At 65.1% G+C, this 12,415-nt stretch carries 11 protein-coding genes; 2 read left to right on the top strand and 9 right to left on the bottom strand.

All coding sequences use genetic code 11. From position 1 onward, the window contains the following. The 9 genes from biuH to HWE01_RS02740 all read right to left on the bottom strand — a co-directional run bounded on the left by biuH (window position 1) and on the right by HWE01_RS02740 (window position 9,524). Window positions 1-696, bottom strand: coding sequence for a biuret amidohydrolase (biuH, locus tag HWE01_RS02780; protein WP_241821040.1), 696 nt, complete (start codon window positions 694-696; stop codon window positions 1-3). 24 nt (window positions 697-720) lie between these two features. Continuing rightward, window positions 721-1,641: an ABC transporter permease gene (locus tag HWE01_RS02775; RefSeq protein WP_008326900.1), complete on the bottom strand. Its 921-nt coding sequence runs from the start codon at window positions 1,639-1,641 to the stop codon at window positions 721-723. After that, window positions 1,634-2,782, bottom strand: coding sequence for an ABC transporter permease (locus HWE01_RS02770; RefSeq protein WP_175343119.1), 1,149 nt, complete (start codon window positions 2,780-2,782; stop codon window positions 1,634-1,636). Before HWE01_RS02770 ends, HWE01_RS02775 begins: the two co-directional genes overlap by 8 nt. A 21-nt stretch (window positions 2,783-2,803) precedes the next feature. Then, window positions 2,804-3,901 (bottom strand): BMP family ABC transporter substrate-binding protein, encoded by a 1,098-nt coding sequence (locus HWE01_RS02765; protein WP_034350017.1) that lies wholly within the window; start codon window positions 3,899-3,901, stop codon window positions 2,804-2,806. 58 nt (window positions 3,902-3,959) lie between these two features. Next, complete coding sequence (locus HWE01_RS02760) at window positions 3,960-4,817, bottom strand: ABC transporter ATP-binding protein (protein ID WP_034350020.1); 858 nt, start codon at window positions 4,815-4,817, stop codon at window positions 3,960-3,962. Further along, complete coding sequence (locus HWE01_RS02755) at window positions 4,814-5,659, bottom strand: ABC transporter permease (protein ID WP_241821039.1); 846 nt, start codon at window positions 5,657-5,659, stop codon at window positions 4,814-4,816. The genes HWE01_RS02760 and HWE01_RS02755 overlap by 4 nt, the downstream gene beginning before the upstream one ends. Window positions 5,660-5,666: 7 nt before the next feature. Then, window positions 5,667-6,680, bottom strand: a complete 1,014-nt coding sequence (locus HWE01_RS02750) for an ABC transporter substrate-binding protein (protein WP_241821038.1) — start codon at window positions 6,678-6,680, stop codon at window positions 5,667-5,669. Window positions 6,681-6,702: 22 nt separating this feature from the next. Next, window positions 6,703-8,532 (bottom strand): allophanate hydrolase, encoded by a 1,830-nt coding sequence (gene atzF, locus HWE01_RS02745; protein ID WP_241821037.1) that lies wholly within the window; start codon window positions 8,530-8,532, stop codon window positions 6,703-6,705. 266 nt (window positions 8,533-8,798) lie between these two features. Continuing rightward, window positions 8,799-9,524 (bottom strand): 16S rRNA (uracil(1498)-N(3))-methyltransferase, encoded by a 726-nt coding sequence (locus HWE01_RS02740; protein WP_008326917.1) that lies wholly within the window; start codon window positions 9,522-9,524, stop codon window positions 8,799-8,801. Window positions 9,525-9,684: 160 nt separating this feature from the next. Between HWE01_RS02740 and tkt the strand changes: the two genes are divergently transcribed. Both tkt and HWE01_RS02730 read left to right on the top strand, forming a co-directional pair. After that, complete coding sequence (gene tkt / locus HWE01_RS02735; protein WP_299539404.1) at window positions 9,685-11,727, top strand: transketolase; 2,043 nt, start codon at window positions 9,685-9,687, stop codon at window positions 11,725-11,727. A gap of 14 nt (window positions 11,728-11,741) precedes the next feature. Next, the gene (locus tag HWE01_RS02730; protein WP_008326922.1) at window positions 11,742-12,269 is read left to right on the top strand and encodes a GNAT family N-acetyltransferase; all 528 of its coding nucleotides are present in this window, start codon (window positions 11,742-11,744) and stop codon (window positions 12,267-12,269) included. Window positions 12,270-12,415: the final 146 nt, after the last annotated feature.

Genomic DNA, 12,415 nt, shown 5'->3' with positions numbered 1-12,415 from the left:
TCAGGCCCCGATCACATCGATCAGTGCGGACGAATCGGAGACCGCGCCGAACACGCCACCCTGCATCTTGATCATGGACAGCGCCGCCAGATGGTTGTTGTAGTCGGTCGCGCCGCAGCAGTCCGCCAGCATCACGCACTCGAAGCCACGGTCATTGGCCTCGCGCATGGTGGTGTGGACACAGACATCGGTGGTGATGCCGGTCAGCACGATGTTGCGGATGCCGCGCGTGTGCAAAATCATCTCCAGGTCGGTCGCGCAGAAGGAACCCTTGCCGGGTTTGTCGATGATGATCTCGCCCTCGATGGGCGCCAGTTCCGCAATGATTTCCCAGCCCGGTTCGCCGCGCACCAGGATGCGGCCACACGGACCGGCGTCACCGATGCCCACGCCATTGGTGCCGATCTGGCGCGAGCGCCAGCGCTTGTTGGCGGGCAGGTCGGAGAGGTCGGGCCGATGGCCTTCGCGGGTGTGGATGATGGTGTAGCCCCCGGCGCGCATGGCAGCCAGCACTTTCTTGATCGGTTCGATGGGGGCGCGCGTGAGCGAGAGGTCGTAGCCCATCTTGTCCACGTAACCGCCGATGCCGCAGAAGTCGGTCTGCATGTCGATGACGATGAGCGCGGTATTGGCCGGGCTCAGGGCGCCGTCGTAGGGCCAGGGATAGGGTTCGGCCTGGATGTAGCGTTCGGACATGGTTTCTCCTTGGGGATCGTGGATTTATCGGGTCAGGCTCAACTCGCCCGGCGCGCTCGACAGCGTGCGGTCGGGACGGCAGGTGATGATCATGATCAAGAGCGTGAGCGCATAGGGGGCCGCGTTGAAGAGGTAATAGCCGGAGGTCACGCCCACCGCCTGCAAGGCCGGTCCCAGTGCACCGGCGGCGCCGAACAGCAGTGCGGCCAGCAGGCAGCGCCACGGTTGCCAGCGCGCGAAGATCACCAGGGCCACGGCCATCAAGCCCTGGCCGCTGGAGAGTCCCTCGTTCCAGCTGCCGGGGTAGTAGAGCGACAGGTAGGCGCCGCCGACGGCGGCCAGGAAGCCGCCTGCTGCGGTCGCGGCAATGCGCGTAGCGGTGAGCCGGTAACCGAGGGCGCGGGCGGTCTCGGCATGATCGCCCACCAGCCGCAAGGCCAGTCCCCAGCGCGTGGCCGACAGGCCCCATTGCAGCACCAGGGCCAGGAGCACGCCGACGAAGAACAGCGCATTGATTTGCAAGGCGTGATGCAGGCGCGCATTGCTGCTCCAGGCACCGAGATCGATGGCCGGCAGCATCGGCGCCTGCGGCTGGATGAAGGGCTTGCCGAGGAAGAAGGCCAGGCCGGTACCCAGCAGCATCAGCGCGATGCCGAAGGCGATGTCGTTGACGCGCGGCAGCGAACATACCACGCCATGCAGCATGCCCAGCAACAGCCCCGCGCAGCCGGCCGCCAGCACGCCCAGCCAGGCCGAGCCGCTGTAGAAGGAGGCGGCGTAACCGGTCATGGCGCCGCAGACCAGGATGCCTTCCAGCCCCAGGTTCACGCGCCCGCCTTTTTCGGTCAGGCACTCGCCCAGGCTGACGAAGAGAAAGGGCGTACCGACCCGGATCGCACCGGCGAACAGCGCCAGCAGCAGGGTGGTGAGATCGATGTCATACATGGCCGGCCTCCGTGGCGGGAATGGCGTGCGCCTGTTGCTGCCAGCGCAGCTTGAGCGCCGACAGACGCCCGGTGATGGCTTCCCAGGCCAGCAGGTTGGAGAACAGCAGGCCCTGCAGCACCAGAGTGGTTGCGTCGGGCAGGTCCAGGCGCCGTTGCAGCAGGCTGCCGCTGGCCTCCACGCCGCCGATGACGATGGCGCAGACGATGATGGCCAGCGGATTCTGGCGCGCCGCAAAGGCCACCAGGATGCCCGAGAACCCGTAACCGGCCAGCAGCGCACTGGTGGCGCTGCCCTGCACGGCGCTGACTTCGAACATGCCCGCCAGTCCCGCCGCTGCGCCCCCCAGGGCACACGCGGTGAGTATGAGCCGATTGACCGGCAGGCCGACCAGCCGCGCGGTGCGGATATTGCCGCCGACCACTCCCATGGCGAAGCCGGCCACGCTGTGGCGCAGGAAAATCCACGCCGCCAGACAGGCCAGTGCGCCCCAGGCCAGGCCCCAGTGCACGTCCAGTCCGGGCAGGGAGCCTACCAGATAAGCGTCCGGCAGGGGCAGGGTCGAGGGTTTGTTGAGACTGGCCGGGTCGCGCAGCGGGCCTTCCACCAGATGCTTGAAGATCGCCACGGCGAGATAGGAGAGCAGCAGGCTGGAGATGGTCTCGTTGACCCCGCGCCACTGGCGCAGCCCGCCGCACAGTGCGATCCACAGCCCACCGGCCAGCATCGCGGCCAGCGCCATGGCCACCAGCATCACCAGCGAAGGCAGGACCGGCAGCCACTGCGGCATCACCGCCGCCGCCAGCCCGCCCAGCGCCAGCGCGCCTTCCCCGCCGATGACGATGAGCCCGACGCGCGCCGGCAAGGCCACGCAGAGCGCCGTCAACAGCAGCGGGGCGGCGCGCTGCAAGGTGTTCTGCCAGGCGAACATCGTGCCGAATGCACCCTGGAAGATCAGCAGGCAGGCCTGGCCCGCCGGCTTGCCCTGCACCAGCAGGAACAGCACGAACAAGAGCAGCGTACCGGCCAGTGCGCACAGTGTGGGCAAGGCCGGTGCGGCACCATTGAGCAGGGCCGAACGCAGGCGCAGCAAGGGCGGGCTGGCGGCAGCGGCCACGCCGGGAGCGGGGAGGGAAGTCATGAGGCCATCCTGCAGCTTGGATCAGACCTGGCCGACCACACCGGCCACCAGGTAATTCATCTTCTCCAGCACGACGTCGGTCTGGACTTGCGTGGTGCCGGCCGGGATCACGGTATTGCCCTTGTTGTCCTTGATCGGGCCCTTGAAGATCTGGAACTTGCCGGCCAGCATCTGCGCCTTGATTTCGTCGGCCTTCTTCTTCGCTGCTGCGCTCACGGCGGCACCGTAGGGCGACATCCTGACGAAGTTGTCCTTCAGGCCGCCACGCAGGAAGTTGATCATCGGCTTGCCTTCCAGCGTGGCCTTGACGATCTCGGTATAGGGCGTGGCCCAGTTCCACTCGGCGCCGGTCAGGTAGCCCTTGGGGGCCAGCGCAGCCTGGCTGGCGTGATAGCCGGTGGTCATGACGCCGCGCTTTTCTGCGGTCTCCACGATCACCTTGGGGCCATCGACGTGGCAGGTGATGACATCGCAACCCTGGTCGATGAGGCTGTTGGCGGCCTCGGCTTCCTTGACCGGCAGCGACCAGTCCCCGGTGAAGATGACGTGGCAGGTAATGGACGGGTCGACCGACTGCGCCCCCAGAGTAAAGGCATTGATGTTGCGCAGCACCTGCGGAATCGGCTTGGCGGCGATGAAGGCCAGCTTCTTGCTCTTGCTCATGTGGCCGGCCACCACGCCCGAGAGGTATTCGCACTCTTCGATGTAGCCGAAGAAGCTGCCCACGTTCATGGGGTGCTTGCCGGCGGTCCACAGGCCGCCACAGTGGGCGATGCGCACCTTGGGATATTTCTCGGCGATCTTGAGCACGTGCGGATCGAAGTAGCCGAAGGAGGTGGCGAAGAGCAGGGTGGCGCCATCCTGCTGGATCATGGCTTCCATGGTCTTTTGCACGGCCACGGTCTCGGGCACTTTTTCTTCCTCGACCACCTTGATGCCGGGCATTTTCTTGATGATGGCCGCGGCCTGCGCATGCGACTGGTTGTAGCCGAAGTCATCGCGCGCGCCGACATAGATGAAGCCCACGGTCAAGGGACTGGCAGCCATCAGCTCCAGCGGGAAGGCAGCGCCCAGGGCGGCGGCTCCGGACAGTTTCAGAAAATCGCGGCGGTTTTTCATGTTGTTGCGCTCCAATGAGAACGTGGATGGTGGGGGTGGATCACTGATTCGGTACGACTCAGGACAGCGCCAGCGAACCCGGTGCCTGCATGCGCGCCGGCTTGCGCACTTCGCGCTGGAAGATTTCCATGGACAGCTTCTTGGCGGCGATGAAGCCCGGCTGCGACAGCGTTTCCACCGTGCGCGGCCGTGGGTCCTGGTAATGCAGAATGTCTGCCACTGCCGTGGGACGCTTGGTCAACAGCAGGATCTGGTCGGCCAGGTAGACCGCTTCCTCCAGGTCGTGCGATACCAGCACCATGGTGGTGCCGGTCTGCAGGAACACCTGTTGCAGCTTTTCACGGATGAAGAGGGTCATCTCGAAGTCCAGCGCCGAGAAGGGTTCATCCAGGAACAGCACCTCCGGCCCCGGCGCCAGGGCGCGCATGATGGAAGCGGTCTGCTGCTGGCCACCCGAGAGTTCGTAGGGATAGCGCATCAGGTCGAACTTCACGTCGAAGGACGCCACCAGTTCATCGACCCGATGCCTGATCTCGGCCTTGGACTTGCCTTCCAGCTTCAAGGGATAGGCGATGTTGTCGATGGTGCGCAGCCACGGGAACATGGCATCGCGGTAGTTCTGGAACACGTAGCCGATCTTGGTCTGCGCCAGCGATTTGCCGTCAAACAGAATCTGTCCGGCGTCAATCGGAATCAGGCCGGCGATCATGTTGATGAGCGTGGACTTGCCGCAGCCATTGGGGCCGAAGATGGAAACGATCTGGTGCTTGGGGATATCCAGGTCGAAGTTTTCATACAGCGGCCAGCCGGCGAAATGCTTGGTCAGGCCGCGAATGGTGATGTGGGTGCCTGGCGGCCCGGGAACGAAGGGCGTTTCCGGGGGCAGGTCGATTTTGGGGCTGATCACGACACTCATCTTCCGCTCCAGTGCACGATGCGTTTTTCAATGACGATGAAGACCACGTTCAGGGCATAGCCCAGCGCGCCCGCCGACAGGATGGCGGCGTACATCTCGCGTACGTTCAATACCTGCTGGGTATCGATGATGCGGTGGCCCAGGCCGTTCTCGGAACCGATGAACATCTCTGCCACGATCACGATCACCAGCGCCATCGAGACCGCGCTGCGCAGCCCCACGAAGCTGGCCTGCAGACTTTCCCAGATCAGCACGTCGCAAAAGATGCGCCAGCGCGAGGCCCCCATCACCTTGGCCGCCATCACCCGCTGCTTGCGCGCATTGAGCACGCCATAGGCACTGTTGAAGAGCACGATCAGGAAGGCGCCGAAGGCGGCGATGGCGACCTTGTTGATGTCGGACACCCCGAAGATCAGCAGGAACAGCGGGATCAGCGCGGAGGAGGGCGTGGAACGGAAGAAGTCGATCAGGAATTCCACGCTGCGATAGGCGCGCTCGTTGCTGCCCAGCAGGACGCCCATGGGCAGGCCCAGCACGGCGGCAATGGCAAAGGCTTCCAGCGTGCGGATCACGGTCACCGTGAAATCCAGCAGCAGCGATCCCCCGGCCAGGCCCTTGAACATGGCCATGAGAGTGGCTTCCGGCGGCGGCAGCAGGATGGCCTTGATCCAGCCGGCCCGCACCACCAGGTCCCACACCACGAACAAGGCTACGGGACCGACCAGGGGTAGCAGACGGCCCAGCGCCGCCCGCTTGCGCGGCCGGGTCGCCGGCGGCGCCGTGGTCGAGGTAGCGGAAGGCTTGGGCGCCACGGTCACGGCAGGAGCGATGGTCTCGTTCATGATGCGCTCAACCCTTGTAGATCAGGTTGTCGACCACGATGCGTTGCGAGAACACGCCCTTCTCGACGAACAGGTCGTAGAACTTCTGGAAGTAGGCGATATCGCTGGGCTTGAATTCGTTGTAGAGCATGTAGGCCGCCAGCGGGACTTCATTGGTCAGCGAACCCTCGATGGCGGTATAGCCCTTCAGGTAGGCGCGCGCCTGGTCCGGTTGCTTGCGCACCAGCTCGATGCCGCGGGCATAGGCGGCGATGTACTTGCGCGTGAGTTCCGGATTCTTCTTGATGAATTCGGTGGTCAGCGCGGCGGCGCCACCATGCCAGGGCGCCATCGGATCACCGAGGATGTACTTGGCGATGACCCCTGCCTCCAGCACGCGGGTGGTGTTGTTCATGCGGCCTACGGTGCCGGTCGGTTCCAGCGTGTAGGCGGCATCGACCTGGCCGGCCGCCAGCGAGGCCACGTGCTGGCCGATGGGCAATTCCACTACCGTGGCACCGGTGGCGCCGGCGCGTTCCAGCACGGTCTTGGCCAGCGTGACGTTCTGGATGCCGGGACCGGAGGCGACCTTCTTGCCCTTGAGTTCGGCGATCGATTTGACGGTGCTGTCCTTGGGCACCAGGAATTCATCGAGCACGTACTTGGCGTTGCTGGGATTGGTGGCGAAGATCTTGAACAGACCCGGCTGCGCGATCTCGCCGATGGCCAGGTTGCCGGCACCGGTACCATTGGCCGAGCCATCGGCGCGGCCGGCCAGCATGGCTTCCATCACTTGCTGGGCGCCGGCGAACTTGATCGCTTGCACTTCCAGCCCGGCCTGCTTGAAGTAACCTGCTTCCACTGCGGCATAGAAGGGCAGGCCGGCGGCCACCGGCCAGTAGCCGATGCGGATGGGGACGGTCTGCGCCCGCAGGATGGCCGGGGCGCCCGCGATGGCGGCGGTGGCGGCGACGGCACCGGCTTTGGCGATGAAGTCGCGGCGGGTGGTATCGTGGATTGCGGCGGGGGACTTCTTTTTCATGAGCAGCTCCGTGGTGAGGGTGTCAGTTCAAGGAATGGAGGTAGGGGACCCAGCCGCCGTGGTGGGTGATGTCGGTGGCGTCGGCAATGCCGGCCGGCTCGCAGATGAAGCCCTTGACGCTGCTGCCATCGGCCAGCTCCACCGTACCGATGCCCAGCGGCGCCGGGATGGCGGCGACGAAACCGCCGAACTGGCGCAGCGGCATTTCCCACACTTCCACCGCGATGGCGGCGCCGTCGCCTTCGGTGCGGGCCAGGCCCGGCTTGGGTGGCGTGGTACCCGCCAGGGCGTAAAGACGATAGTGGGCAGCGGTGCGGGTGACGGCCACGCGGCGCGCACCGGCTTCCAGCAATTGCCAGTTCAGCGGTTGGCCGGCCAGGTGGGCGCCCACCACGCAGACCTTGATGGTGCTTTCATTGAAGGGCAGCGGGGCGGCGGCAATCGCGTCGGCTTGCGCCGCGCCGCCCAGTTGCTGCTGCAGGCGTGCGCCGGCTTCGGCCAGCAGATGATCGGCACCGGCCGGCCCGATCAGGGTGACCCCGGCGGGCAGACCATCACGGCGCCACACGGCGGGGATGGCCAGGGCCGACATGTCCATCAAATTGACGAAGTTGGTGTAATGGCCCAACTGCGCATTGCGCACCACCGGATCGGCCTCGACGTCGGCGATGGTGGGGAAGGTGGTGGTGGTCGGCACCAACATCAGGTCGCTGCCTTCGAGCAGGTTTTCGGCCTGGCGGCGCAGGTCGGCCAGGCGGTATTGAGCGTTGAAGCTGTCTACGGCGTCGTAGTCGTCGGCCTGGGCGGTGATCTGGCCTACCACCGGGTGGATGGCGTCCCGGTGCTCCTGGAAGAAGTCGCCCAGGGCTGCACGGCGCTCGGCCACCCAGGGGCCCTGGTACAGCAGTTCTGCGGCGGCACTGAAGGGGGCGAACGGAATTTTCGCCAGGCTCACGCCGGGCAGGGCGGCGATCTGCGCCAGGCTGCGCTCCCAGGCTTCCTGGGCGAGGCTGTCGCCAAAGAATTCGCAGTGATCGGGGATGGCGATGCGATAACCCCGGCGCTTCACGCCCAGCATGGTGGGGCGGCGCGAATAGCCATCCTCGGCATCGAAGCCGGAAGCGCTGTGCAGTACGCGCCAGGCATCGGCCACGTCGTGGGCGAAGATGGAGATGCAATCCAGGGTGCGGCAGGCCGGCACCAGGCCGCGTGCGCTGATGAGGCCCTTGGTGGGTTTCAGGCCCACCAGATGATTGAAGGCGGCGGGGACGCGGCCCGAGCCGGCGGTGTCGGTGCCCAGCGAAAACATGACCTGCCCCAGGGCCACGGCCACCGCTGAACCCGAACTGGAGCCGCCGGAGACATATTCCGGCTTGATGGCGTTGCGCACCGCGCCGTAGGGGGAGCGCACGCCGACCAGGCCGGTGGCGAACTGGTCCAGGTTGGTCTTGCCCACCAGCAGTGCTCCAGCGGCTTGCAGGCGTTGCACCACGGTGGCGCTTTCGCTGGCCAGCCGGCCGAATTCGGGACAGGCCCCGGTGGTGACCATCTCGGCCACGTCGATGTTGTCCTTCACGGCGAAGGGGATGCCGAACAGCGGCATGCTCTCCAGCACCGCTTCGCCCTTGATCTGCAACATCAGGTCCAGTGCTGCGGCTTGTTGTTTCAGTTGCTTGGACGGCACCCGGCTGATCCAGACTTCATCGCGCCCGCTGCTGTCGATACGCGCCAGCAGTTCGGCTACCACCTTGCCAGGCGTGCTGCGGCCTTCCCGGTAGGCCGCCAGGGTGGCGGCGATGGTGGTCGGAGCGGCTTCGGGGGCGGCTTGCTGCAGGGCGTGGGTAGTGGTCATGGTGGATATTCAAACTTGAATACAAGATTGAATATCTTTAAGCAGGAGGCGTGCCAGCTGGTCCGTCAAGCGGCTGGAAAACGGCAAAAGGCTTCACCACGCGGGTTTGCGAGGTGAAGTGCTGGAAGGCAAGTTGCGCGAGGGTAAATGAAGAGTTTTGTCAGCGAGACAAAATGGGGAGGCGTGCGCCGAATTTGGACGTCCGTCGTGGTGGGCTGCACGGGAATCAGGCAGGCCACCGGGAATTTACCTGGATGAAGCTTTCTTCAAAGCTCCCCCCACACCGCATTCAAGGCCGCCAATGCCGCCAGCCCGGCGGTCTCGGTACGCAGCACGCGGCTGCCCATGGACAGCATCAGCGCACCCTGGGCGCAGGCCAGGTCTTCCTCTTCCTCGCTGAAACCGCCTTCGGGGCCGACGATGACCGTCACGGCCTGCGGCGGATGATGGCGCGCCCAGCCCGACAGCGGCTCGGTGCCGCGCGGGGAGAGCAGGATACGGCGGTGCAGGTCGCTCTGGGCGATCCAGCGCTTGAAGTCGGTCACCTCGCCCAGCTGTGGCAGACGATTGCGACCACATTGCTCGGCGGCAGCATGCACGATGCCTTGCCAGTGCGCCTGCTTCTTTTCGGCGCGTTCGCCCGACAGGCGCACCACGCAGCGCTGCGCGGCCAGCGGCTGGAGGGCGGTGGCGCCCAGTTCCACGGCTTTCTCGACGATCCAGTCCATCTTCGACCCTTCCGGCAGGGCCTGGGCCAAAGTCAGCGCATAGGGCAGTTCGGCTTCGCGCGGAGAAAAAGTCTTCACTTCGGCGTGGGCGCGCTTCTTCTCAATGGCGCTCAGACTGGCGGTGTACTCGCCGCCTTCGCCATTGAACAGGGTCACCGTATCGCCGGGTTGCAGGCGCAACACCTGGATGTGATGGGCAATCTGCTCGGGCAGGACCAGGGCCGAGCCAATGCCGAGGGGGTGCGGGAAGTAAAAGCGGGGCATGGGGCAGGGTCCTGGGCGAAGAAGATCAAAAAGACATGAAAAAAGTTGTCAGTCCGGTTACGGGCTGGTCCCGAATTTTAATCCCCCCGGCGCACTCTGGTAAAATACGGCCCCGCGCTGCACTTGGCCTTCCGGGGCGGCGCTTTGGCTACAAAACCCGATTGGTGCGCCTGACAGCGCCTCCCGCACAGCAAACTCAGACCTCGACATGATTTCCACTCTCCCCACCGACAAGATGGCCAACGCGATCCGCGCGCTGGCGATGGATGCAGTTCAAAAAGCCAATTCCGGGCACCCGGGCATGCCGATGGGGATGGCCGAAATCGCAGTGGCCCTGTGGGCCAAGCACTATCGTCACAACCCGTCCAACCCGCACTGGGCCAACCGTGACCGCTTCGTGCTCTCCAACGGCCACGGCTCCATGCTGCAGTACGCGCTGCTGCACCTGACCGGCTACGACCTGTCGATGGAGGACATCAAGTCCTTCCGCCAGCTGCATTCCAAGACCGCCGGCCACCCGGAAGTGCACATCACCCCGGGCGTGGAAACCACCACCGGTCCGCTGGGCCAGGGCATCACCAATGCGGTGGGCATGGCGCTGGCTGAAAAGCTGCTGGCCGCCGAATTCAACAAGCCCGGCCTGTCCGTGGTCGATCACTATACTTATGCTTTCGTCGGCGATGGTTGCCTGATGGAAGGCATCTCGCACGAAGCCTGCTCGCTGGCGGGTGTGCTGAACCTGTCCAAGCTGATCGTGCTGTATGACGACAACGGCATCTCCATCGATGGTCACGTCGAAGGCTGGTTCAAGGACGACACCCCGAAGCGCTTCGAAGCCTACGGCTGGAACGTCATCCCCGCTGTCGATGGCCACAACGTCGAAGCCGTCAGCGCGGCGATCCACCAGGCCAAGCTGGCCGACAAGCCGACCCTGATCTGCTGCCGCACCGTCATCGGCAAGGGTTCGCCCAACCTGGCCGGCACCGACAAGGTGCACGGCGCTGCCCTGGGTGACAAGGAAATCGCCGCCGTGCGCGAAGCGCTGGGCTGGACCTCCGCACCCTTCGAGATTCCCGCTGACGTCTACGCCGCCTGGGATGCCAAGGCCACCGGCGCCGACTTCGAAGCCAGCTGGAAGCAGACCTTCGACAGCTACGCCGCCCAATACCCGGCCGAGGCCGCCGAACTGCTGCGCCGCCTCAAGGGCGAGCTGCCGGCTGCGTTCGAATCGACCGTGACCGCCTACATCAATTCCACGCTGGAAAAGAAGGAAACCATCGCCACCCGCAAGGCCAGCCAGAACGCCATCCAGGCTTACGCGCAGGCGCTGCCGGAATTCCTGGGCGGCTCGGCCGACCTGACCGGCTCGAACCTGACCAACTGGAAGGAATCGGTGGCCGTGCGCGCCGACCAGCGCGGCAATCACATCAACTACGGTGTGCGCGAATTCGGCATGAGCGCCATCATGAACGGCATCGCCCTGCATGGCGGCTACCTGCCCTTCGGCGCGACCTTCCTGACCTTCTCCGACTACAGCCGCAATGCCCTGCGCATGGCGGCGCTGATGAAGATCCGTTCGCTGTTCGTGTTCACCCACGACTCCATCGGCCTGGGCGAAGACGGCCCGACCCACCAGTCGGTGGAACACGTCTCCAGCCTGCGCCTGATCCCCAACCTGGACAACTGGCGTCCGTGCGACACCACTGAAACCGCCGTGGCCTGGGCCGAGTCCATCAAGCGTCACGATGGCCCGAGCACCCTGATCTTCTCGCGCCAGAACCTGCCCTTCCAGGAGCGCACAGACGCCCAGGTCAAGGACATCGCCCGTGGCGGCTACGTGCTGCGCGATGCGGCCGATGCCAAGGTGATCCTGATCGCTACCGGTTCCGAAATCGAACTGGCTACCAAGGCCGCTGACGCCCTGACCGCTGAAGGCATCGCCGTGCGCGTGGTGTCGATGCCCTCGACCGACGTGTTCGACCGCCAGGACTCCGCCTACAAGGCCTCCGTGCTGACCCGCGGTGTTCCGCGCGTGGCCATCGAAGCCGGCGTGACCGCCTTCTGGCACAAGTACGTGGGCCTGGAAGGCGCCGTGGTCGGTATCGATACCTTCGGCGAATCGGCCCCGGCCGGCGTGCTGTTCAAGCACTTCGGCTTCACCGTCGAGAACGTGGTGGCCAAGGCCAAGGCAGTACTGGCTTGAGTACTGTGTCGTCCATGACGGAAGAGGTCCTGTTCCGCCGCGCCCGCAAGGCCGATGCTGCGTCGATTGCCGGTGTGCGCATCGACGCCTGGCGCGCCGCCTATCGCGGCCTGGTGCCCGACAGCTACCTGGATCACCTCAAGCCCGAGGAAAGCGTCAAGCTGTGGGAGCAGGTGCTGGAAGCGTCTTCGGACGCCGCCTGCACCTTCGTGGCCGAGAGCGGCGGTGAGATCATCGGTTTTGCTTCCGGCATGACGCTGGCCGAGTCGCGCTTCGGCTGCGATGCCGAGCTGACCGCGATCTGCGTGCTGCCCGATGAGCAGCGCAAGGGATTGGGCAAGCGCCTCTTGGCCAACGTCGCCGCCACCCTCATCAGTGCCGGTGCGACCGGCCTGATGGCCTGGGTGCTGAGCAAGAATGAAGGCGCCGGGGAATTTTTCGAGTCGCTCGGGGCCGAAAGGCTTTATGAACAAACGTTCACCTGGGATGATGGCAGTGAACTCGACGAGATCGGTTTCGTCTGGCGCAAGCTCCACTCCTGAGCGGATGAGCGCGGGACTGGATGGATTGGCAGGATGAGCAGGGCAGGCAGGGACGGCAAGAACAACTGAACAAAAAGGCCGGAAAAGAAGGATTCATGTCCGACGGGCGGCGCCGCCAGGGTGCAAGCTGTCGGGCAGGTCGCTTT

It is taken from the genome of Herbaspirillum sp. C7C8 (genome assembly GCF_022627875.1).
Lineage (GTDB): Bacteria > Pseudomonadota > Gammaproteobacteria > Burkholderiales > Burkholderiaceae_D > Herbaspirillum.
Note: the sequence above shows the minus strand (reverse complement) of the source record. Positions and strands in the feature narration are given on the sequence as shown.

Coding starts and splice junctions, on each gene's coding strand:
- HWE01_RS02775 (WP_008326900.1), bottom strand. CDS start 1,641: ATGTATGACATCGATCTCACCACCCTGCTGCTGGCGCTGTTCGCCGGT.
- HWE01_RS02730 (WP_008326922.1), top strand. CDS start 11,742: ATGACGGAAGAGGTCCTGTTCCGCCGCGCCCGCAAGGCCGATGCTGCG.
- HWE01_RS02760 (WP_034350020.1), bottom strand. CDS start 4,817: ATGAGTGTCGTGATCAGCCCCAAAATCGACCTGCCCCCGGAAACGCCC.
- HWE01_RS02755 (WP_241821039.1), bottom strand. CDS start 5,659: ATGAACGAGACCATCGCTCCTGCCGTGACCGTGGCGCCCAAGCCTTCC.
- atzF (WP_241821037.1), bottom strand. CDS start 8,532: ATGACCACTACCCACGCCCTGCAGCAAGCCGCCCCCGAAGCCGCTCCG.
- HWE01_RS02740 (WP_008326917.1), bottom strand. CDS start 9,524: ATGCCCCGCTTTTACTTCCCGCACCCCCTCGGCATTGGCTCGGCCCTG.
- HWE01_RS02770 (WP_175343119.1), bottom strand. CDS start 2,782: ATGACTTCCCTCCCCGCTCCCGGCGTGGCCGCTGCCGCCAGCCCGCCC.
- HWE01_RS02750 (WP_241821038.1), bottom strand. CDS start 6,680: ATGAAAAAGAAGTCCCCCGCCGCAATCCACGATACCACCCGCCGCGAC.
- biuH (WP_241821040.1), bottom strand. CDS start 696: ATGTCCGAACGCTACATCCAGGCCGAACCCTATCCCTGGCCCTACGAC.
- HWE01_RS02765 (WP_034350017.1), bottom strand. CDS start 3,901: ATGAAAAACCGCCGCGATTTTCTGAAACTGTCCGGAGCCGCCGCCCTG.